The sequence below is a fragment of the Streptomyces sp. PH10-H1 genome (assembly GCF_030063355.1).
GTDB lineage: Bacteria > Actinomycetota > Actinomycetes > Streptomycetales > Streptomycetaceae > Actinacidiphila.
Map to the genome: position 1 here is coordinate 39,840 of NZ_JASISZ010000024.1, position 22,086 is coordinate 61,925.

General features: G+C 70.6%; 19 protein-coding genes. 8 read left to right on the forward strand and 11 right to left on the reverse strand.

All coding sequences use genetic code 11. The features are described from left to right. Window positions 1-255 precede the first annotated feature (255 nt). On the forward strand, window positions 256-699 hold the full coding sequence (locus QMK24_RS16820; protein ID WP_283466864.1) for a cell division protein SepF: 444 nt from the start codon (window positions 256-258) through the stop codon (window positions 697-699). A gap of 101 nt (window positions 700-800) precedes the next feature. Here the strand turns inward: QMK24_RS16820 and QMK24_RS16825 are convergent, their stop codons facing one another. Together QMK24_RS16825 and QMK24_RS16830 are read right to left on the reverse strand one after the other, a co-directional pair. After that, window positions 801-2,003: an acyl-CoA dehydrogenase family protein gene (locus tag QMK24_RS16825; protein ID WP_283466865.1), complete on the reverse strand. Its 1,203-nt coding sequence runs from the start codon at window positions 2,001-2,003 to the stop codon at window positions 801-803. Window positions 2,004-2,051: 48 nt separating this feature from the next. Further along, complete coding sequence (locus QMK24_RS16830; RefSeq protein WP_283466866.1) at window positions 2,052-3,770, reverse strand: MFS transporter; 1,719 nt, start codon at window positions 3,768-3,770, stop codon at window positions 2,052-2,054. A gap of 812 nt (window positions 3,771-4,582) precedes the next feature. Here QMK24_RS16830 and QMK24_RS16835 point away from each other — a divergent pair. Beyond that, window positions 4,583-5,593, forward strand: coding sequence for a phosphatase PAP2 family protein (locus QMK24_RS16835; protein ID WP_283466867.1), 1,011 nt, complete (start codon window positions 4,583-4,585; stop codon window positions 5,591-5,593). A gap of 172 nt (window positions 5,594-5,765) precedes the next feature. Here QMK24_RS16835 and QMK24_RS16840 read toward each other — a convergent pair whose 3' ends face one another. From QMK24_RS16840 to adh, 3 genes are all read right to left on the reverse strand, one after another. Beyond that, window positions 5,766-5,984, reverse strand: a complete 219-nt coding sequence (locus tag QMK24_RS16840) for an I78 family peptidase inhibitor (RefSeq protein WP_283466868.1) — start codon at window positions 5,982-5,984, stop codon at window positions 5,766-5,768. A 181-nt stretch (window positions 5,985-6,165) separates the two neighbouring features. Then, window positions 6,166-6,510, reverse strand: coding sequence for a DUF779 domain-containing protein (locus QMK24_RS16845; RefSeq protein WP_283466870.1), 345 nt, complete (start codon window positions 6,508-6,510; stop codon window positions 6,166-6,168). A 167-nt stretch (window positions 6,511-6,677) separates the two neighbouring features. Beyond that, window positions 6,678-8,201 carry an aldehyde dehydrogenase gene (gene adh / locus QMK24_RS16850; RefSeq protein WP_283466872.1) on the reverse strand — a complete coding sequence of 508 codons (1,524 nt, stop codon included), beginning with the start codon at window positions 8,199-8,201 and terminating at the stop codon, window positions 6,678-6,680. A 178-nt stretch (window positions 8,202-8,379) separates the two neighbouring features. Between adh and ctaD the strand changes: the two genes are divergently transcribed. Then, the gene (gene ctaD, locus QMK24_RS16855) at window positions 8,380-10,071 is read left to right on the forward strand and encodes an aa3-type cytochrome oxidase subunit I (protein ID WP_283466921.1); all 1,692 of its coding nucleotides are present in this window, start codon (window positions 8,380-8,382) and stop codon (window positions 10,069-10,071) included. A gap of 21 nt (window positions 10,072-10,092) precedes the next feature. Here ctaD and QMK24_RS16860 read toward each other — a convergent pair whose 3' ends face one another. From QMK24_RS16860 to QMK24_RS16870, 3 genes are all read right to left on the reverse strand, one after another. Continuing rightward, entirely contained in the window at window positions 10,093-11,361 is a 1,269-nt protein-coding gene (locus QMK24_RS16860; RefSeq protein WP_283466874.1) for a glycosyltransferase, read from the reverse strand. 88 nt (window positions 11,362-11,449) lie between these two features. Beyond that, window positions 11,450-12,739, reverse strand: coding sequence for an ABC transporter substrate-binding protein (locus QMK24_RS16865; protein WP_283466875.1), 1,290 nt, complete (start codon window positions 12,737-12,739; stop codon window positions 11,450-11,452). An 88-nt stretch (window positions 12,740-12,827) separates the two neighbouring features. Then, the gene (locus QMK24_RS16870) at window positions 12,828-13,352 is read right to left on the reverse strand and encodes an MTB12 C-terminal domain-containing protein (RefSeq protein ID WP_283466876.1); all 525 of its coding nucleotides are present in this window, start codon (window positions 13,350-13,352) and stop codon (window positions 12,828-12,830) included. Between the two features lie 77 nt (window positions 13,353-13,429). Here QMK24_RS16870 and QMK24_RS16875 point away from each other — a divergent pair, with 77 nt between their 5' ends. The 3 genes from QMK24_RS16875 to QMK24_RS16885 are packed head-to-tail and all read left to right on the forward strand — an operon-like array spanning window position 13,430 to window position 17,410. Next, window positions 13,430-13,972, forward strand: a complete 543-nt coding sequence (locus QMK24_RS16875; RefSeq protein ID WP_283466878.1) for a hypothetical protein — start codon at window positions 13,430-13,432, stop codon at window positions 13,970-13,972. Between the two features lies 1 nt (window position 13,973). Then, window positions 13,974-16,655, forward strand: a complete 2,682-nt coding sequence (locus QMK24_RS16880) for a branched-chain amino acid ABC transporter permease/ATP-binding protein (RefSeq protein ID WP_283466879.1) — start codon at window positions 13,974-13,976, stop codon at window positions 16,653-16,655. Beyond that, the gene (locus QMK24_RS16885; RefSeq protein WP_283466880.1) at window positions 16,652-17,410 is read left to right on the forward strand and encodes an ABC transporter ATP-binding protein; all 759 of its coding nucleotides are present in this window, start codon (window positions 16,652-16,654) and stop codon (window positions 17,408-17,410) included. Before QMK24_RS16880 ends, QMK24_RS16885 begins: the two co-directional genes overlap by 4 nt. Here the strand turns inward: QMK24_RS16885 and QMK24_RS16890 are convergent. Further along, entirely contained in the window at window positions 17,379-18,005 is a 627-nt protein-coding gene (locus QMK24_RS16890) for a LysM peptidoglycan-binding domain-containing protein (RefSeq protein WP_283466881.1), read from the reverse strand. The genes QMK24_RS16885 and QMK24_RS16890 overlap by 32 nt on opposite strands. 184 nt (window positions 18,006-18,189) lie before the next feature. Continuing rightward, complete coding sequence (locus tag QMK24_RS16895) at window positions 18,190-18,741, reverse strand: transglycosylase family protein (protein WP_283466882.1); 552 nt, start codon at window positions 18,739-18,741, stop codon at window positions 18,190-18,192. 464 nt (window positions 18,742-19,205) lie between these two features. Here QMK24_RS16895 and QMK24_RS16900 point away from each other — a divergent pair, with 464 nt between their 5' ends. Together QMK24_RS16900 and QMK24_RS16905 are read left to right on the forward strand one after the other, a co-directional pair. Then, entirely contained in the window at window positions 19,206-20,024 is an 819-nt protein-coding gene (locus QMK24_RS16900; RefSeq protein WP_283466883.1) for a DUF8842 C-terminal domain-containing protein, read from the forward strand. A gap of 191 nt (window positions 20,025-20,215) precedes the next feature. Next, window positions 20,216-20,467, forward strand: a complete 252-nt coding sequence (locus QMK24_RS16905) for a hypothetical protein (RefSeq protein WP_283466884.1) — start codon at window positions 20,216-20,218, stop codon at window positions 20,465-20,467. 115 nt (window positions 20,468-20,582) lie between these two features. Here QMK24_RS16905 and der read toward each other — a convergent pair whose 3' ends face one another. Beyond that, window positions 20,583-22,040: a ribosome biogenesis GTPase Der gene (gene der, locus QMK24_RS16910; protein WP_283466885.1), complete on the reverse strand. Its 1,458-nt coding sequence runs from the start codon at window positions 22,038-22,040 to the stop codon at window positions 20,583-20,585. Between the last annotated feature and the right edge of the window lie 46 nt (window positions 22,041-22,086).

The window sequence follows — 22,086 nt, forward strand, 5'->3', positions numbered from 1 at the left end:
CCATGCTACCTATCGAACGATCTCATGACCGCCATACGGCCGTCCGGCCGTGCCGCGTCACCCGGAAGAGGGGAGCGCTCCCCTTGTTTCGTCACCTTCCGTGCGGCTATGGCTACCTGACTCCCCGACACCTATCTTGTGCACCAGTACCGTCACAAGTCCCCTGAGTGGCGGCTATCCGCTTGGCGCATCATCGGCATCATGGACGACCATAGGGGTGCGGACGATATTGACCGCGTGTGAGAGGAGGCGTCCATGGGTTCGGTTCGACGGGCGAGTGCCTGGTTGGGCCTCGTCGACGACAACGGCGACGAAAGCTACTACGACGAGGAGTACGCCGACTACGGCGAGGGGTCGGAGCGCGGCAACACCTGGGTGACCGACCCCAGGGTCCAGGTCGCGAGCGAGACGGCGGAGGAACAGGGCCGCCAGATCGCCACCGTGACCCCGGACGGGTTCCGCGATGCCCGCGGCATCGGCGAACTCTTCCGTAAGGGCGTCCCGGTGATCGTCAACCTCACGGGTATGGAGTCGAGCGACGCCAAGCGCGTGGTCGACTTCGCGGCAGGCCTCACCTTCGGGCTTCGCGGCTCGATCGAGCGCATCGCCACCCGGGTCTTCCTGCTGACCCCCGCCGACTACATGGTCCTCAACGCCGAATCCAAGCGCGGCGCCGACGGATTCTTCAACCAGAACTGACGGAACACCGGAACCCCGGACCGGAACGGCGACTCAGAACACCCGACCGGAACCACGGACCGGAACAACGGCAGCGAACAGCCGGAATTGAGCCGGGCGGCTCACCGGAAGGCGTCGAGTCCGGTGAGTGCCTTGCCCAGCACCAGCTGGTGCATCTCCACGGTGCCCTCATACGTGAGCACGGACTCGAGGTTGGTCGCGTGCCGCATCACGGGGTACTCCAGCGAGATGCCATTGGCGCCCAGGATGGTGCGCGAGGTGCGGCAGATCTCGATCGCCTCGCGCACATTGTTGAGCTTGCCGAAGCTGACCTGCTCCGGCCGCAGCCGCCCGGCGTCCATCCGCCGCCCCAGATGATGGGCGAGCAGGATGCCCTTGTGCAGCTCGACCGCCATATCGGCGAGTTTGGCCTGAGTGAGCTGGAAACCGCCGATGGCCCGGCCGAATTGCACCCGGGTCTTCGCGTAGTCCAGCGCCGATTCGAAACTGCTGCGGGCCGCGCCCATCGCGCCCCACACGATGCCGTAGCGCGCGTGGCCCAGACAGCTGAGCGGGCCCTTCAGCCCGGCGCCCTCGGGGAGTACGGCATCGGCGGGCAGCCGTACGTCGTCGAGCACGAGTTCGCTGGTGACCGAGGCGCGCAGGCTCCACTTGTGCTTGATCTCGGGCGCCGAGAAGCCCGGAGCATCGGTGGGGACGACGAACCCGCGAAAGCCTGGATTGTTGGGGGCGTCGCCGGTGCGGGCCCAGACCACCGCGACCCCGGCCACCGAACCGTTGGTGATCCACATCTTGCGGCCGTTGAGCACCCAGTCGTCGCCGTCGCGCTTGGCGTACGTCCGCATGCCGGCCGGATCGGACCCGTGGTCGGGCTCGGTGAGTCCGAAGCAGCCGATGACCTCGCCCGCGGCCATCCGCGGCAGCCACTCCTGCCGCTGTTCCTCGGAGCCGAAGCGGTGGATGGCGTACATCGCCAGCGATCCCTGGACGGAGACCAGCGAACGGATTCCGGAGTCGGCCGCCTCCAGTTCCAGACAGGCCAGGCCGTACTGGACGGCGCTGGCTCCCGCGCAGCCGTAGCCGGTGAGCGACATGCCGAGCGCGCCGATCGAGCCGAGTTCACGGGCGAGTTCACGGATGACCGGCAGCTCACCGGCCTCGTACCAGCCGGCCACGTACGGCAGTACGCGGTCCGCCGCCCAGGTCCTGACGGTCTCGCGCACCGCTCGGTCCTCGGCACTGAGCAGGTCGTCGATCCCGAGCGGATCGTACGGATCGAACGGCGGCAGCGCGCTCCCGGACATGACGGTCCCCTCAGTGATCTCAGGTGATCTACGCGGTCGGGGACGACGCTACGTGCGTGCTCCCGCCACGTAAAGGGCCGCCTGGTGTGCATCGGCGGACACATGGAGTCCGCCGCCGGCCGCCCGCGGATCACCGGACGTCCGCAGATCACCGGCGGCTGTCCGCAGCCCGCCGGGCGCCCGCAGCTCGTCGGGGCCCGCCGCCTTCAGCGCGACGGAGCCGCACTCCATCACCCGCGGCAGCCGGAGTGCGGCGAGCGCGCCGAGCAGCAGCAGTCCCGCGCTGACGAGGAGGGTGAGGTGCAGCCCGTTCACGAAGGAGTGCCGGGCCGCCTGCCGCAGCGCGGCGCCCGCCGATCCGCCGAGCCGGCCGGAGACGTCGTACGCCTCCCCCAGCGAGTTCCCGGCCTTCGCGCCGGCGGCGGACGGGACCCCGGGGACATGTGCCACGCCGGGCCCGTACGCGGCGTTCATGACGCTGCCGAGCAGGGCGATGCCCATGCCCGCGCCGAGCTGGTAGGAGGTCTCGCCGATGGCCGCGGCGCCGCCCGCCTGGGCGGCCGGAGCCTCGCTGAGCATGGATTCGTACGCCCCGAAGATCGTGGTCTCCAGGCCGAATCCGAGCAGTACGAAGGCGCTGGTGAGCAGCCACGGCCGGTCAGTCTGCCCCATCAGCGTCAGCGACAGGACGGAGACGGCGGTGAGCACGAAGCCGGTGCCGACCATGGCGCGTGGACCGAACCGGTGCAGCAGGCGCGAGCCGCACAGGCCCGCCGCCATCGCGGCGAAGGTGAGCGGCAGCAGGCGCAGCCCGGTCTCGAAGGGGCTGAGGCCGAGCACCAGTTGCAGATACTGCACGGCGATCAGTTCGAGGCCGACGAGCGCGAGCATGGCCAGGACGATGCAGCCGACCGAGGTGCTGAAGGTGGGCCGGGAGAACATCCCGATGTCTATGAGCGGGTGTTCGCGGCGCTTCTGACGGCGTATGAAGAGGATGAGCAGCGCCGTGCCCACCGCGAGCGGGCCGAGCGCCGCGAGGTCGAGCAGGCTCGCGCCGCCGCCGAGGCGCTTGACCCCGAGGACCACGCCGAGGACCCCGAACGCGGCCATCAGCGCGCCGAGGACGTCCCACGGGCCGCATCCCTCGCCCTTGGACTCGGGCAGCAGCCAGCGGGAGAGCGGGAGGATCACGGCCATCAGCGGGATGTTGATGAGGAAGACCGAACCCCACCAGAAGTGTTCGACGAGGAAGCCGCCCAGGACCGGCCCGACCGCCGCGCCGACGGCGGCGACCGCGCTCCACACACCGATGGCGAGCGCGCGTTCCCGCCGGTCGGGGAAGACCTGCCGGAGGATCGAGAGCGTGGCGGGCATGATCATCGCGCCGCCGACGCCGAGCAGCGCGCGGGCGCCGATGAGGACGTGGGCGCCGGTCGCGAACGCGGCGAGCGCCGAGGCGAGGCCGAAGAGCCCGTAGCCGATCAGCAGGATCCGGCGCCGTCCGACCCGGTCGCCGAGGGTGCCGAACAGGATCAGCAGCGAGGCGGCGACGAGCGGATAGGCGTCGACGATCCACAGGAGCTCGATCGAGCCGGGGTGCAGGTCCTCGGTGAGGGCGGGGACCGCGACATGCAGCACGGTCGCGTCGAGCGCGACGAGCAGCAGGCTCACGCAGAGGACCACCAGGACCGTCCAGCGGCCCGCCGGACGCTGATGCGGTGGGACGGCCGTCGGCCTCACCGTGCCGACCAAGGTCGTCCCGGTCATCTACGTACCTCCCAGCGGGGTGAGCGAGGTGCTCTCGCAACCGCGGAACGGGACGGCGCTACACCATCCCGGTTGACCGGCGGTAAAGGCGAGTGAGACGTCAGAGTACGCGAGGTGGTCGCCACGCCATGTGGCTCACCTCACGTTGACGGAACGGGTGACTCCGTGTGGGAGCCGGGAGCCTGGGCGGGACACGGGTCCCGTCCTGGTCAGCGCGGGTCCCGGCAGAGGACCCGGTTCGGGGCTGAGGGCTCGGATCGGGGTTCGGTTCGGGGCTGAGGGCTCGGTTCGGGGCTGAGGGCTCGGGCCTGGGCTCGGGGCTCGCGGCTCGATTCGGGCTCAGGGCTCAGGGCTCAGGGCTCAGGGCTCAGGGCTCAGGGCTCAGCCGCAAGGTGGCGGTACCCAGGGGAACCCATAGTGCGGGTGGTGACGGGCCGGCCGTCGATGAGGCCACGCGGCCCGGCGCCCGCAGCGCCCGTCTCTGCCCTCCGTGATCGCGGCGCTCGAAGGCGCAGGTCACGCGGTCGCGGCAGCGACGGCCCCAAACGCTGTCGCACGTCCACAGCCTCAAGATCACCGCGGCGTCCCGCCATTCGGACGGGGAAACTCCGTGGAACGCGAAGGGTAATAGCCGATAAAAAGGCGGGTGCGATGTGAGTATCGACACCCGAACATAAAATCAAGGAGTTCACTTATTCCGCTGAATCCACGAGCCCCCAAAGGGAGCGGTGAGACGCACTCCACATCACATCGTCATTACAAAGACGGCCGTTCGGCCGGTCACTGCTGTCACACGCTGTAACGTCGATTAGGTGCGTACCGATGAGAAGCTCCACCGGCCGGCGGAGCACCCGACCACACGCGACCTGCCTCGCATGAGTCGAACACGCCTCTGGCTGTTCGGCTCGACGCTGGCGGTCTACGTGGCCATCGTCGTGGGCGTCGTCACCTCCTCGAAGCTCGTGACGCTGGACTGGCAGGTCATGCTGTTCAGGCCTTACAAGCAGTGGCCGCAGATCCACGCCTTCCTGGACTACTTCGTGGTCCTGGGACAGCGCGGCCCGACTGCCGTGATGGTCGCCGCCTGGCTGGGCTGGCGCGCCTGGCGGCAGCGCAGCCTGCACCCGATCCTCGCCCTGGGTACCTCACTGCTCCTGCTGAACATCACCGTGGGCGCCGTGAAGTACGGGCTGGGCCGGCTCGGCCCGCACTACGCCACTGCCGTGGGATCCCCCGAGCTGTTCGCCGGCGGGGATATATTTCCCTCAGGGCACACCGCCAACGCGGTCGTGACCTGGGGCATTCTGGCGTACTTGGCGACCACACCGCGAGTGCGCCGGTGGGCTTCGGTGATCGCCGCTCTGCTGGCCCTCGGGGTCGGCATGACCACCATCTACCTCGGCACCCACTGGGTCAGTGATGTGCTGCTCGGCTGGGCCGCGGGCCTGCTCGTACTGCTCGCTCTGCCCTGGTTCGAGCCCGCGATGGCCTGGGCCGAGGAATTCCTGCAGGCCCTCTGGCGACGCCTCCGGCACGGTTCGGCACTCTCGCCCATCCCGGCTCCCGCGCTGGGCTCGCTTCCCGGCCTGGTGGCGCAGCGCGCCGCCATGGACGGCGGACAGTCCGCCTTCGAATCCGTCGGCGCCTCCGCCGGGAGCCACCCGGCCGCCTTGCCGCACGCGCCGGGGCGCCCGCCGACCGCACGCCACGAGCGCATGCCGGTCACACCGACCGGCAGCCGCCGCCCGCCCGCCGAGCGTCCCATCCGCCCCACCCCGCTCGCCCACCAGCAGGTGCGCGGCCGCGGCGCCGCGGGCAGCTAGAGCCGTGACCGGCACGGTCCACCGGGTTACGCGTCCTTCGGCCGCGCTGTCCTCAAGCGCCGGACGGGCCGAATTCAGACCGTCCAGGGGGCACCTCCCAGGGGTGGCCGGCGGGGCTTGAGGACGAACCGGCTGCCGCCGGGCCCGCCTCGGCCCCCGCTCCGGATACGCGTCAACCCTGCCAGCAGCGCGTCACTCTGCCGTCCGCGACGCTGAAGTTCAGCCGTCCCGCCACGTACTCCATCGTGATGATCGCCCCCGCGGGCAGTGACCGGACCGTGCTCCAGCCGCGCTCTCTCGCCCGCCGCTCCGCCTCGTCCGTGGTCAGCCCTACGTACGTCTGCTCGGGGTCGTCCTGCGGCCGGGATCCAGGTGTCGGTATCGGTGCCATACCCGCAACCGTAAGTCCGGCACGGACGCCGGGGAAGGCGGGACCGCCCTTCCCGGTCATTGATCGTCACGCTTCTGTCACAGAATCCGCTTCGGCGTTTGCCATGTCGCGGAAATGTTCGGAAGACCGGCGGAAGGCCGACAATTCGCTGTGGACACGCTATGCGCATGACTTGCGCACATCATGTCCGCAATGACTCCAACTCTTCGTCGGTCAACAGCCGCGAGCGGATGAGAAAGCGATTTCCCGTCGGCGCTTCGAGCGAGAACCCGCTCCCCCGACCCGGCACCACATCAATGGTCAGATGCGTATGACTCCAGTACGCGAACTGGTCCCGGGCCATCCACACCGGCACCGGCTCCATCCCCGCCACCCCCAGGTCTCCCAGGTGCACGTCCGAGTCGCCGGTCAGGAACTCCCCCGCCGGATAGCACATCGGCGAGCTGCCGTCGCAGCACCCGCCGGACTGGTGGAACATCAACGGACCGTGCTCATCGGCCAGCCGCCGCAGCAGCTCCGCCGCCATCCCGGTCACCTCGACCCGGTTTGCCACATCCACGGTTCACCGTCCCCTGTCCCGCACCACAGCTGCCCACAGACAGACTGCTCGCGTCCCGCCCGTTGCGCCAGCCTCGAACCGGTCCCGGGCCCTCCGGGCCGCGTCTCCACGGCCTGGAGGGCCTCAGCCGGGGCCTAGAAGAAGCCCAGGCCGTTCGGGCTGTAGCTGACCAGCAGGTTCTTGGTCTGCTGGTAGTGGTCGAGCATCATCTTGTGGTTTTCGCGGCCGATGCCGGAGTTCTTGTAGCCGCCGAAGGCGGCGTGGGCCGGGTAGGCGTGGAAGCAGTTGGTCCAGACGCGGCCGGCCTGGATGGCACGGCCGGCGCGGTAGGCCGTGTTCATGTCGCGGGTCCAGACGCCGGCGCCGAGGCCGTAGAGGGTGTCGTTGGCGAGGGAGACGGCGTCGTCGAGCTGGTCGAAGCGGGTCACGGAGACGACCGGGCCGAAGATCTCCTCCTGGAAGATCCGCATGCTGTTGTCGCCCTCGAAGATCGTCGGGGCGACGTAGTAGCCGCCGGCCAGGGCGCCGCCGAGGTCGACGCGTTCGCCGCCGGTGAGGAGTTTGGCGCCCTCGGCGATGCCGATGTCGATGTAGGAGAGGATCTTCTCGAGCTGGTCGTTGCTGGCCTGGGCGCCGATCATGGTGTCGGTGTCGAGCGGGTTGCCCTGCTTGATGGAGCGGGTCCGTTCGAGGCAGTCGCCGAGGAAGCTGTCGTAGATCGACGACTGGATGAGGGCGCGGGACGGACAGGTGCAGACCTCGCCCTGGTTGAGGGCGAACATGGCGAAGCCCTCGAGGGCCTTGTCGTAGAACTCGTCCGGGGCCGCCGCGACATCGGCGAAGAAGATGTTGGGGCTCTTGCCGCCGAGTTCGAGGGTGACGGGGATGATGTTCTGGCTCGCGTACTGCATGATCAGCCGGCCGGTGGTGGTCTCGCCGGTGAAGGCGATCTTGGCGATGCGGGGGCTGGAGGCGAGCGGACGGCCGGCTTCGGTGCCGAAGCCGTTGACGATGTTGACGACGCCCGGCGGGATGAGGTCCTGGATCAGGTCCATCAGGTACATGATCGAGGCCGGGGTCTGCTCGGCCGGCTTGAGGACGACGCAGTTGCCGGCGGCGAGCGCCGGGGCGAGCTTCCAGACGGCCATGAGGATCGGGAAGTTCCAGGGGATGATCTGGCCGACCACCCCTAACGGCTCCTGGAAGTGGTAAGCGATGGTGTCCTCGTCGATCTGGGAGATCGTGCCTTCCTGGGCGCGCAGCACTCCGGCGAAGTAGCGGAAGTGGTCGATCGCCAGCGGGAGGTCGGCGGCGAGGGCCTCGCGGACCGGTTTGCCGTTGTCCCAGACCTCGGCGACGGCGAGTTCGGTGAGGTGCTGCTCCATCCGGTCGGCGATCCGGTTGAGGACGGACGCCCGTTCCGCGGGGGCGGTACGCGACCAAGCGGGTGCCGCCGAGTGGGCCGCGTCCAGGGCGAGTTCGACGTCGGCGGCGGTGGAGCGGGCTATGTCGGTGAACGCGTCTCCGGTGACGGGCGTCGGATTCTCGAAGTATCCGCCTTCGACCGGAGCGGTCCATTCGCCGCCGATCCAGTTCTCGTACCGGGAGGGGAAGGACGCGGGGCTTCCAGAGTTTCCCGGGGGCTGATAGACCGTCATGGGCCTTCTCCTTTGGTGTTGCCTGGTGCCGGCGAGGGCTGATGCCGCGCACGCTACTGCTGCTGAACCGGCTCGGCCAGATGGCCTACGCACTCTCGCGCAGCGGCCTGGTCGGAGAGCATCATGGGGTCTTGCTTGCCCGGAGAACCGACAGGTGTCCGAGAACAAAGGGGCGTCGATGACCGCACCGACGAAGGAGACGGCGCCCGAAACGGCTCGGGAGCGTCATCCTGGCCGGGTGGTGGTGGATTGGCTCACCACCACCGATCACAAGAAGATCGGCCATCTCTATCTGATCACGTCGTTCGGATTCTTCCTGGCGGCGGGGGTGATGGCGCTGCTGATGCGCGCCGAACTCGCCCGCCCCGGCCTGCAGTTCATGACGAACGAGTCGTTCAACCAGGCGTTCACGATGCATGGCACGATCATGCTGCTGCTCTTCGCCACTCCGGCCTTCGCCGGTTTCGCCAACGAGATCATGCCGTTGCAGATCGGTGCGCCGGATGTGGCCTTTCCGCGGCTGAACATGTTCTCCTACTGGCTGTACCTGTTCGGCGGTCTGATCGTGGTGGGCGGTCTGCTGGTCCCGGACGGGCCGGCGAGTTTCGGATGGTTCGCGTACGCGCCGCTGAACAGCATGACCCGCTCCCCCGGTATCGGCGCGGATATGTGGATCATGGGACTGGCGCTCGCCGGTTTCGGCACGATCCTGGGCGCGGTGAACTTCCTGACCACGATCATCGGGATGCGCGCGCCGGGCATGACGATGTTCCGGATGCCGATCTTCACCTGGAACATCCTGTTCACCTCGATCCTGGTGATCATGGCGTTCCCGGTGCTGGCGGCGGCGCTGCTGGTCCTGGAGGCGGACCGGCGCTTCGGCTCCGTGGTGTTCGAGCCGCAGAACGGCGGGGCGCTGCTGTGGCAGCACCTGTTCTGGTTCTTCGGCCATCCGGAGGTCTACATCATCGCGCTGCCGTTCTTCGGCATCATCTCCGAGATCATCCCGGTGTTCTCGCGCAAGCCGATCTTCGGTTACGTGATGCTGATCGGTGCGACGATGGCGATCACCGGACTGTCCATCGTGGTGTGGGCGCATCACATGTTCGTGACCGGTGCCGTATTGCTGCCGTTCTTCTCGTTCATGTCGTTCCTGATCGCGGTGCCGACAGGGGTGAAGTTCTTCAACTGGATCGGCACGATGATCAATGGATCGCTGTCGTTCGAGACACCGATGCTGTGGGCGGTCGGATTTCTGGTGAGCTTCCTCTTCGGCGGGCTGACCGGTGTCATTCTCGCCTCACCGCCGCTGGATTTCCATGTCAGTGATACGTACTTCGTCGTGGCGCACTTCCACTACGTGGTGTTCGGCACGGTGGTGTTTGCGATGTTCGCCGGATTCTACTTCTGGTGGCCGAAGTTCACCGGAAAGATGCTCGACGAACGGCTGGGGAAAATCCATTTCTGGACGCTGTTCGTCGGATTCCACACCACATTCCTGGTACAGCACTGGCTGGGTGTCGAGGGAATGCCGCGACGGTATGCGGATTATCTGGCGGCGGACGGATTCACCACGCTCAACACGATCTCGTCGATCGGTGCGTTCCTGCTCGGAATGTCGACGCTACCGTTCCTCTACAACGTCTGGAAGACAGCAAAATACGGCGAAAAAGTGACGGTTGACGATCCGTGGGGGTTCGGCCGCTCGCTGGAGTGGGCCACTTCCTGCCCGCCGCCGAGGCACAATTTCGCGACGCTGCCCAGGATTCGCTCCGAATGCCCGGCCTTCGATCTGCACCATCCGGAGGTGGTGGGCCTGGGCCGACCGGCGCCGCGCTCCGACGAACCGTCACTGGACAAGCGCCACTGATCACGCGTCATCGATGCGGCGTCACTTGCGCAGCATGCGCCTGGCCTTGCGGCCCGCCGCCATCGCCACGTCACCGAGGGTGTACGCGGCGCCGAGCAGTTGCCCGGCGCCCGACACGAGCGCGGCGCGCCCCTGGCCGCCGGGGCGGGCGCGGGCGTCGAGCAGCCGCTGGAAGAGGTCCGCGTGCAGCTGGGCGATCCGGTCGGGGTCGTAGCGCTCGCCCTTGGCCAGCGCCGCGCGGCCCATCGTGGCGCGCAGCTCGTCGTCGTTGATCAGCCGCAGCAGCGCGGCGGCCATCGCGTCGATGTCGCGGGGCGGTACGAGCAGGCCGTCCACACCGTCGAAGATGATCTCGCGCGGGCCGAGCGGACAGTCGGTGCTGACGACGGGAAGGCCCGCCCGCATGCCCTCGACGATCGTCATCCCGAAGGACTCCATGCTGGAGGAGACGGCGAGGACCGACGCCTTGGCCAGTTCCGGCTCCAGCGGCGAGGCGGGTCCCATCAGGCGGACGGCGTCCCGGACGTGGAGCTCGCCGATGAGGGCGGCCAGCTTCTTCTGCTCGCCGCCGGCGCCGTACAGCCGCAGGGTCCAGTCCGGCCGTTCCGCCGAGACCTTGGCGAAGGCGCGGATGAGGTCGTCGTAGCACTTCGCGGGGGCCAGCCGGCCGGCGGCGACCACGACCGGCTCGGTGCACTTCGAAGGGGCGGTACCGGAGGCGGGGACGCTGTTGGGAACCGGTGCGACCAGCACTCCGGGAATCCGGCGGCGGTAGGCGGCGGCGTCGGCCGCGGTGGTGGTGACCACCGCGTCCAGCCGTGGGTACAGCCGGCGCAGCAGGAGGACGAGTTTGGTGGAGTGGGTGTCCAGGGTGAGGTGCTCCTGGGCGACTCGCACGATGCCGCGCGGGGCCTGCCGTGCGATGTGCACGTTCAGGCCGGGGCGGGTGCCGACGACGACGTCCGCGTCGAGCCGCGCCAGGTGACGGCCGATGCGTTCGTCGGTGAGGGCGCTGTAGTGGTCGTGGCGGCGGTCGGACGACGGGAAGACGGTGGCGGGGATCTTGCGCCGGGGGTCCTCGAGGTCGGTGTCCTGGCTGTCCTTGCGCAGATCGACCAGATGGCGCAGCCGTACCCGGGGGTCGTACGCGAACAGCGGATCGTCCAGGTGCCGGAAGACGGAGATGATCTCCACATCGTGCTTCTCGGCCAGCTTGCCGGCGAGGTTGCACGTCGTACGGATCGTGCCGCCGATTCCGTACGCGTTGTGGATCAGGAATGAGATGCGCATGCGTTCCCGTGTCTCCCGGCTGGGCTGCCCGATGGATTCGCCGCCCGTGGTCGTCCAGGGACGATAGCAAGTCCTGGCCGGACGGGTTTTAGGGACGATAGGGCAATTGGGGAACCGTGAGGCAGTTGCTCGCCGGCTCACCTCCCTGGGTGACCCAGCCGCCGTGCCCGCCCTGCGCGGCGTCCGACCAGCGGGCGACGGACAGACAGGTACGGCGGGTGGCGGGCGGATCCGGCAGCGCGGCGAAGGTGACGGGGGCCAGCAGTCCCCGCGCGTCGTAGGGCTGCGCCCGGCTCATGTACCGCTCGACGCAGCCGCGGTCCGGGGCCGCGCCGCCCGCGGTGCAGCCGGCGAGGGCGTCGGTGAGCCACATCGCTGCGGCCCAGCCCTCCAGCCGCCACTGGGAGAACTGGCCCGGCTCCTTGCCGTGGGCGCGCTGCCAGGCGGTCATGCCGGCACGGAAGGCGGCGACGGCGGGCTGGCCGGTCTCGTCGTAGTTGCGGCTCGCCGAGGTGGCCCAGAGCGCGTTCCGGCAGCCCGCCGCGTCCTGGTAGTCGGTGGGCACGGTCGAGGCCCAGTTCTGGACGTTGGTGACCTTGGCGGAGACCGTCGCACCGGCCGCCTGCATGGCCCGGCACAGCCGGCCGTTGCCGTGGGTGTCCATGGCATCGAAGAGAATGTCGACACCGCGGGCCCGCAGATCGGCGGCGACCGCACGGAAGTTGGGCAGTGCGAAGTCGACTTGTTCACTGATCGTCTTGTAACCCTCGGCCCGCAGTCCCTGCAGGAGCTGCTGCGCGTACCGCGCTGAGGCGGACTGGTTGTAGTAGACGACCGCGGCGGTACGGGCCTGCTGCTTCTCCTTGAACCAGCGGTAGACCTCGGTGCCGGCGTACAGCGTGCCGCCCCAGCCGGGAGTGCCCTCCCGGGGGGCGTCGCTGCCGTAGATGCCGTACAGATGCGGGTAGGTGTCGTACGCCGTGCCAATGGGGATGCCGCCGATGTCGGGGACGCCCTTGCGGCTCACGTACGAGACTCCCGCGTAGTCGAGGGCGCTGGTCGCCACCAGCGCGAACACCTTGTCCTGGTCGACAAGTCGGCGTACGCACTCGCTGTTTCCCACGCCGCTGCCGCCGTCGTCACAGGTGACCGCCTCCACCCGGTGCCCGTAGACGCCGCCCCTGGCGTTCAGCGCGTCGAGATACGCGAGCGCGCCGTCCCGCGGTCCGCTGAAGGCCCCGCCGCCGACCGGGCTCGTGGCGCTGGTGACGATGCCGACGCGGACCGGCGCCGCCGCGGACGTCGTGGCGGTCGGGCGGTCGGTGAAGTCGCGTTCGGGCAGCCGGCTGCCGCAGCCCGCCACCACGAGGGCTGCCACAGCGGCGGCCCGGGATCTGACGCTCAGCCGGGCGCCCCGCCGGGCACGGGTGCCGCCGCGGCCACGGGTGCCGCGCGCCACCGCGCGGTCAGCAGCCCGGCGCCGTGGTTCCACCGGAATCCAGGGCGATCAGGGCGCAGAGGCTCTTGACCGAGACCTTCCACACCTGGTCCTGCAGTACCGACGTGCCCAGCGTGTTCGGCAGCACGTCATTGCCCTCCAGGGAGAGCGTGTACGTCACCTCGGCGGCCGTGGCCGAGGTGAGATGGACCTGGCCGACCTTCGCACGTACCTGGCCGACCCGGCCGTCACCCGAGAACGAGTTGAGCAGCGGCCCGAGCTGTTCGCCGTTCTCCAGCAGTTTGGCCTTCGCGTCGATGCTCGTCCCCGGGGCGAAGAACTTCTCCCAGTTCTGCCGGATCTGCACCTCGGCCGTCCCGCTGTCCGGCGCGGCGGCCGTGGTGGTGGTGTCGGTAGCGGCGCCGGACCCGGTGGAGGGGGATTTCGACGGCGTGTCACCGCCACTCCCGCCGCCCCCGCATCCGGTCAGCGCGACCAGCATCGCCGTGGTCAACAGCACCGCGGCGGACTTCGCGCGTGCGGAACGGACCATGTGCTCCACCATCTCCCGTTCGGACCATACGGTTCGGGGTATTGCCCCCACCGGCATATTGGCGCTAATCGGTGAACATGCCCATACGCGGTGAGAAGCAAGCCGACTCGACACCCACTTTCGGCCCGTGGGGCCCCTACGTCCACTACGTCCACCGGATCGGCTGGCTCCTGCTCGCGGCCGGCGCCGTGCTGTGCGTGCTGGGCTGGTACGGGGTGGCGGGCGAACGGTACGCGGAACGCCAGATTCCATACCTCGCCTCCTCATCGATCCCCGGCGCGGCTCTCATCGTGGCGGGCGCCGTCCTGGCCTCCCGGCCCGGGCCACGGCCCTCCGACCCCGCCTCCGATCCCGACTCCGACCGGCAGGGCCCGGGACGAGCGGCACAGGACGCACGGAACGCGAGGAACGCGAGGAAGGAGAAGGACGAGCGGGACGGCGCGGGGATCGAGCCGGTCGCCGTCTCGGCGGGCCCGCCCGTCGCGGTGCCCGGCGGCACCCTGCTGCACCGCCCCGACTGCCCGCTGGTCCAGGGCAAGCCGGACGCGGCCCCGGCCGGCCCCGCCGACGTCAGAGCGCGGGCGCTGACGCCCTGCCCCGTGTGCGCGCCGGGCCGCTGACGTGGCCTCGTTGACGTACGACCTCACCCTCGCGGGACTCGCGGTCGGCAGCGCCGCCGCGCTGACGGGTATCGGCCTGGTGGTCACCTATCGCGCGACGGGGGTGTTCAACCTCGCGCACGGCGCGATAGCCATGGTGACGGCGTACGTGCTGCGGGAGTTGGTGGTGGTTCACGGCTGGCCGCTCGCGCCCGCGGCGGCCTTCAGCCTGCTGGTGGTCGCGCCGGGCATCGGCCTCGCGCTGGACCGGGCCGTCTTCCGGCCGCTGGCGGCCCGCGAGGCGGGCCCGGCCGAGACGCTGGTCGCCACGCTCGGGGTGTTCGTGCTGCTGGTCGGCGCCGCGTATCTGGCGTGGGGCGGCGACGCACGGGGCGACGCGCCCGTGATCGTGCCGGAGGATCCCTGGGCGCAGCTCGCGGCGGTGGCCGCGCTGGCGGGCGCGGTCGGCGCCGTCACCCGGTGGTCGCGGTTCGGCACCCGGTTGCGCGCTGTCGTCGACGACCGGCGGCTCGCCACGCTGGGCGGGATCGACGCGGACCGGATCGCGGCGGCCGGCTGGGCGTTCGGCTCGTTCACGGCGGGTCTGGGCGGGGTGCTGCTCGCGCCGTACATCCGGCTCGATCCGTACGGGCTGTCGCTGCTCGTCATGGAGACGATGGCGGTCGCCGTCGCCGCCGGAATGCGCAGCCTGCCGGTGGCGATCGGCGTCGCCCTGGCGGTCGGGGTGGGACAGAGCCAGCTCACCCGGCTGCATCCGCGGGGCAGTTGGCAGGAACCACTGCTCCAGGCCGTGGGCGCGAACCTGTTCGTCGTCGCCCTGCTGATGGCGGCCCTGCTGATGCCCGCGATCGGCGAAGCGTCGCCGGGAACCGCTCCCGCGCCACCGGTCACGGTCCGCTTCCGTGCCCCGCCCTGGGCGTGGGCGGTCTGCGGCATCCTCTTCCTGCTGCCGCTCGGCCTGGCGGGCACCGATCTGACGACCTCCGTACAGGTCCCCGCGATGGGCCTGATCCTGCTCTCGCTGGTAGTGGTGACCGGGCTGGGCGGTCAGATCTCCCTCGGGCAGGCCGCCTACGCAGGGCTCGGCGCGCTGTTCACCGCGCTGCTCGCGGCCGGCCGTTTCCCCGCGGTGCCCGCGCTCCCCGAACTGCCCGCGCTCGCCCTCGCGGTGGTCCTCGTCGCCCCGCTCGGCCTGCTGACCGGTGCGCCCGCCGTCCGGCGGCGCGGTCTGGCGCTCGCACTGGCGACGTTCGCGGTGGGAGTCGCGGTGAGCCGCTTCGTCTTCGCACAGCCGTACGCCACCTCGGGTCTCGAACTGCGGCGCCCGGCGGGGTTCACCGCCGACCGGGCGTACTACGTCCTCGAACTCGGCCTGCTGGCCGCCTCGCTGGCCGTCGTGCACCTGCTGCGCCGGGGCAGGACCGGCCGCGCCCTGGCCTCCGTGCGCGACCATGAGGCGGGCGCCGCGGCGGCGGGGGTCCCCGTCCCCGTCCTGAAGCTGTTCACGTTCGTGGCGGGTGCGGGGTTCGCGGCGCTGGGCGGCGGGATGCTCGGGATGGGCGTCCAGAGCTTCGACGTCCAGGCCTTCGACCCCTTGCGCGGACTGCTGTGGTTCGCCGCCGTGCTCGTGCTGGGCGCGGACAGCCCACTCGGCGCGCTGGCCGCGGCCGCTCTCCTCGTCGGCCTCGACGCCGGCACGCGGGAAGGCGTCGCCGCCGCGGTCGTCGGGGTCCTCGCCGTTCTCCTGGGCCGCACCCCCGGCGGTCTCCCCGCCGTCCTGCGGCTCCGGTACCTCCCTCTGGTGATCCGTGCCGCAGGCTTCGCGGCACCGCCGGGCGGGCCGCCCGGTCCGCCCGATGTGCGACCGTCCCGCCGGTCCGTCCGCCGGGTGGCACCACGCGCGAACGCGACGCCCGGCGGGGTCCGGCTGACCGCGCGGCGGATACGTCTGAGCTATGACGGGATCGCCGCCGTGGACGGGGTCGACCTGGTGGTGCCGCCCGGCAGGGTGACGGCGCTGACCGGGCCGAACGGGGCGGGCAAGAGCACGCTGTTCGACTGCCTGTGCGGAACGGCGCGCCCGCAGGGCGGCCGGGTGCTGCTGGGGGGCCGGGACATCACCCGGCTGCCGCCGCACCGGCGCGCCCGGCTCGGACTGGCGCGCACGTTCCAGCAGTTGGCGGTCTTCCCCGGGCTGAGCGTCGCCGAGAACATCCGGATCGGCGCGGAACAGGGCGCTGTCCGCGACCCGGAGGCGGTCGAACGGATCCTGCGGCTGCTCGCGCTGGGTCCCGTACGAGACGCTCCCGCCGCGGGCCTGCCCACCGGCACGCTGCGCCGGGTGGAACTGGGCCGGGCGCTCGCGGGCGCCCCCCTGGTACTGCTGCTCGACGAGCCGGCTGCCGGACTCGACAGCGACGAGGCCAGGACGCTGGGCAACGTGCTGCGCGCACTGGCCGCCGACGGCATGGCGCTGCTGCTCGTGGAGCACGATCTCGAACTCGTCGGCGCGCTCGCCGACTTCGTGTACGTGATGACCGACGGCCGGATCACCGCGGCGGGCCCGCCTGCCGCAGTGCTGCCCGGCACGGTGCCACCCGCCGCTGCACTGCCCGCGCCCCGCCTCCCCGCGGAGACGGCGGCGGATCCACCGGGCCCGCGAGGCGGGCGAGGCCCGCGATGAGCATCGAGATCGCGCTGTACGACGCGAGGGTGCGCTACGGCCCTCTGGAGGCGCTGCACGGGGTCGACCTGGCCGTCCCCCGCGGCAGCGTCACCGTGCTGCTCGGCCACAACGGCGCGGGCCGTACCACCGCGCTCCGCGCGTTCGCCGGCTCGGTGCCGCTCAGCGCGGGGCGGGTGCTGTGGCAGGGCACCGACGTGACGCGGCTGCCCGCGCACCGGCGGGCCCGGCTCGGGCTGGCGTTCGTACCGGACCGGCGCCCGGTCTTCGGCTCTCTCACGGTGGCCCAGAACCTGGCGCTCTTCACGGACGACGGCGCGGGTCCGGGCGCGGGTCCGGGCGCGGGTCCCAGCTCAGGCTCCCCCGCCCGTCGCGGTGCCTCCCCCGGGGCCTGGGCCGCCGACCCGGGCGGCGGCCATGACCTCGCGCTCGACGTGTTCCCCGCGCTGCGCCCGCTGCTGCACCGCCGGGCCGGAACGCTCTCCGGCGGCGAGCAGCGGATGCTGGCGGTGTCGCGGGCGCTGCTGACCCGGGCCCGGCTCGTACTGCTCGACGAGCCGGGCCTCGGCCTGTCGCCCGAGGCCGCGTCGCGTGCCTACGGCGTGCTGGCCGGGCTCACCGCGAACGGTGACCGCACCGTGGTCGTGGCGGAGCAGCGGCTGCCCGCAGCGCTGCGCCCGGCCACCGCCGAGATCCACGAACTGCGGCGCGGGGCGGTGGTGTTCACAGGCGAGCCCGCTGAGCGTCCGGAATGAGCAGCAGCGTGCCCACGTCGAGCCGGTCCGGATCGGGCCCGATCGTCAACTTGTTGACCCGGTACAGCTCCTGCCAGCCGCCGCGCACCTTGAACCGGGTGGCGACCGACAGCAGGGTGTCGCCCGCCTCCACGATGTGCACCTGGCCCTTGAGGTTCAGCTCCTTGGCGCACACGGGCCAGGCGTCCCATCCCTGCACGCGCAGGACTTCCTGGGCGACGGCGACCTGCTGCGCCGGGGTGGCCAGATCGGCCCGCGGGGCGTACTTCAGACCACCGAACTCCTCCCAGGTCGACTGCCAGAACTGCAGACCGCCGTAGTAGCCGTTGCCGGTGTTGATGTGCCAGTCGCCGCTGCTCTCGCACATCGCGATGCCGTCCCATACCGTCGGGCGGGGTACGGCCGGGGTGCCCACCGGACTACCGGCGTGGGCGGCGGTCCCGGTGGGGCCGGGTGGTGCGTCGGAGCGGGACGGTGGTGTGTCCGAGCGGGTCGAGGTGTCGGAGCGGGCCAGGGGGACGGCGGCGCGGGCGGGCGTGCCCGTGAAGGGGATCAGAGCGGCGCAGACCGTGGCGGCGGCCGTCGCGAGGACCATCGCCCGCCGCCCGATACATACGTTGATGCAATGAAATGAGGACTGGGCGTTCATAGCGGGTCACGCTAAGCACATCCCCTTCTCGTCCGGCCCGCACCACGCCCGGCGCGCCGGGCGCCTCACCCGGTCGGACCACCGACGGGACCGGCGCCCGGCGGACATCCTCAGCGGGGAGCCGGCACCGTCACCAGGCGGGCCACCACGCGGGGAGCCGGCCGGCCAGCGGAGCCCCCACCGCTCCGGAGGTGACCGCGATCGCGCTGCGCTCCTGGCCGCGGTTCGCGCGCTCGGCGGCGCTCGGCTCCTGCGCCGTGGGCCGCGCCGTGTTCTCCTTCGGGGTGCCCGCCTTGGGCGCACTCGCCTTCGGGGTACCGACGGACGGTGCGCTGCCGTACGCTCCCGCCCGCCGCGCGCAGACCGGCCACGCCCCCCATCCGCCGGCCCGCTGTACCTTGGTCGCGATGGCGATCTGCTGCTCACGCGTCGCCCGGTCGGCGGTCGCGGCGTACTGGGCGCCGCCGTTCGACCGCCACGTTCCCGCGGCGAACTGCAGTCCGCCGTAATAGCCGTTACCGGTGTCGATGTGCCAGTTGCCGCCGCTCTCGCACTGGGCGATGCGGTCCCACACTCCGCCGTCGGCCGCCGCGGCCTGTCCTCCGGCGGCCAGAACGGCCAGCGGGCTCAGTGCGGCCATGCCGGTGAGCACAGCGGTGATTCGGTACTTGGCCAAGACCATGGTTTCCCTCTCCACGGAACCCGGGGTTCCCCCTCGTGCCTCAAGAACGGGCACCGGCGTTCGGACGCCGGTGCCCGTCCGAACCCGGGCGGTGCTCTTTGCACACGGACCGAGAACCTAGGCACCTCCGGAGCCCTTATCAACCAAATCCGGGTCGTTGCAGGCCACTTGACTGTTACCCGAAGTAAGGACGTATTTTCTCCGACCCTTTGGGGATGTCATATCGAGTTAAGACGCCATACGCGCAGCACTCGTTGTGACTCACTTCATAGCGATACGTACCTTGACCAGTACTGGAGTTCGACATGGAGTGAGGCCCTCCGGGCAACCGATCACCCTCCGCACCCGGCGGCGGGATCGGATGCCGCGAAGGGCGTGACCCTCACCACAGATCATCCGTTGTCACTATGCGCCGGGGAACGCCCAGCGCAGCAAACCGCAGCCGCACAGTCAAGGAGGCCTCCGTGCCGCCCATGCTCGACGTCAGCGCCGAGGTACGCGCCGAGATCGGCGAGGAGGAGGCCACGCGCCTGCTCGCCGGTGAGAACGCCCCGGGGGCCTACGACTGCACCTCCTGCCGTACCCCCGGCGACACCGGACAGGAGCGCACCAGTACGGTCCTGTTCGTCAGCGACGAGACCGCGGTGCTCGCCTTCGCCCACGCGACCTGCATCCCCTCCCAGGTGGTGCCGGTCTCGGAGGAGCAGCTCCAGGGCGCGGTGCGCAGCATCACCGCCGACGACGCGTCGGGCGGGCCGGCGGCCGGCCCGGCGGATGCCGTGCCGGAGGCCGGGAGCGCGGAGGCGCCCCGCCAGGCGGTGCTGGGCATCACCTGCGGGCTGGTGCTGGTCGAGGGAACCCTGCGCGCCGCCCTGGTGGTCGAACCGACCGGGGCCATCAGCCGCCCGGGTGCCGAGGCCGACGGGGACGACTTCCTCCCCCTCATGATCGAGCAGGGGTTCATGCCCCAGCTCGACCTGGCCGTGCCGCCGCCCGCCCTGACCGGCTGGTCGGTACTGCTGGCCATGGGCCAGCTGCACGCGGTCCTGCAGCCGGGCGCCCCCAGCGGCCCCTCCACCGCCTGGTGGCAGGCCCATCAGCCGCTGCAGGTGAGCGACGGCTGGCGCAACGCGGTGAACCGCACCAATGAGGTGTACGTCTACGCGGCCCCGGCCGACTCCATCGGCCGGCAGCCCCGCGAGGACCTGATGCGCGTCGCGCTGGAACGCGCGTGCAACCGCGGTCTGCTGGTGGCCGGGACGATGCGGCTCTCGGGCACCTGAGCCGCCCGTGCGGGCTGATGAACCGTCACACGTAGGGGCGCGTACGGGAATCCGTATGCGCCCCTTTTCATCGTCAAAGATCCGCATTTATGCCTACCGCCCGCATCTTGGGACGGTCAGCAGTCGTTGGCACATTCGTGCACACTTTTGACGCATTCTCCCGAGCCCCTTTCCAGAGCCAGATCCCGGCCATGCGCAGCGCACAGGATCCGTCCGGTGGTGGCACAGGCACACCGATCTACGACGCCCTCTACTCGGAGTACCGCAGGCTGTTCCGGGCTCTGCCCGGCGACCGCTCCGGCGAGGAGGCCATGCAGTTCAACGTGTTCGCGACCTGGCACGAGGAGCAGCGCCCGTACGACACCGCGCCCGGACGGCACCGCGGCAACCGCCCGGCGGCACTGCCGCCCGGCCGCCCCGACAACCGGATGTACGGGCTCTAACGGGCCCTGGACGCACACGGGCGGACCGTACGGCTCCGGCAAGGAGCCCGTGCGGCCCGCCCGTGGCGGTCTGCTTCCGGCGGCGGCCCGCTGCTCGCGGCCCGTTTCGCGCGTCCTACTTCTTGCGGCCGCGCTTCTCGCGGACCCGGACGGAGACCTGGATCGGAGTGCCGACGAATCCGAACTCCTCGCGCAGCCGGCGCTCGACGAAGCGCCGGTAGCCCGCCTCCAGGAAGCCCGAGGCGAAGAGCACGAACCGCGGCGGCTTGACACCGGCCTGCGTCCCGAACAGGATGCGGGGCTGCTTGCCGCCGCGGATCGGGTGCGGGTGGCCGGCGACCAGTTCGCCGAGGAAGGCGTTGAGGCGGCCGGTGGGGATGCGCGTCTCCCAGCCCTCCAGCGCGGCCTCGATCGCCGGGACGAGCTTCTCCATGTGGCGGCCGGTGAGCGCCGAGACGTTCACCCGCGGCGCCCACTGGACCTGGACGAGGTCCTGCTCGATCTCGCGCTCGAGGTAATAGCGGCGCTCTTCGTCGATCTGGTCCCACTTGTTGTAGGCGATGACGACGGCGCGCCCGGCCTCGACGGCCATGGTGATGATCCGGGTGTCCTGGACGCTGATCGACTCATTGGTGTCGATCAGGACCACCGCGACCTCCGCCTTCTCCAGCGCGGCGGCCGTACGGAGCGACGCGTAGTAGTCCGCGCCTTCCTGCAGGTGCACCTTGCGGCGGATACCGGCGGTGTCGATGAACTTCCAGGTGATGCCGCCGAGCTCGATCAGCTCGTCGACCGGGTCGCGGGTGGTGCCGGCGACCTTGTCGACGACCACCCGGTTCTCGCCCGCGACCCTGTTGAGCAGGCTCGACTTGCCGACGTTCGGACGGCCGATCAGCGCGATACGGCGCGGGCCGCCGACGATCTCGCCGAAGGTCATCGCGGGTGCCTCGGGGAGTACCGCCATGATCGCGTCGAGCAGGTCGCCGGTGCCGCGGCCGTGCAGCGACGAGACGGCGTGCGGCTCGCCCAGGCCCAGGTTCCACAACGCGGCGGCGTCCGCCTCGCCGGACAGGCCGTCGACCTTGTTCGCGGCGAGTACGACGGGCTTGCCCGACTTGCGCAGCAGCCGGACGACGGCCTCGTCGGTGTCGGTGGCGCCGACCGTGGAGTCCACGACGAAGCACACCGCGTCGGAGGCCTGGATCGCGAATTCGGCCTGGGCGGCGACGGAGGCGTCGATGCCGAGGACGTCCTGCTCCCAGCCACCGGTGTCGACGATCCGGAAGCGGCGGCCGTTCCAGTTCGCCTCATAGTTGACCCGGTCACGGGTGACGCCCGGCCTGTCCTCGACGACCGCCTCACGGCGGCCGATGATGCGGTTGACCAACGTCGACTTACCGACGTTCGGGCGGCCGACGACGGCGAGCACCGGGAGCGGGCCGTGGCCCGCCGCCGCCAGGTCGCCTGCGACCTCTTCGAGGTCGAAGCCTTCCTCGGCCGCGAGTTCCATGAACTCCGCGTACTCGTCGTCGCCGAGCGCGCCGACGTCGCCGTGTTCGTTCTGGTTGTCCATGAAAAGCTCTCCGTCGATCAACAGTGGTGGCTACCGAACCTGGTGT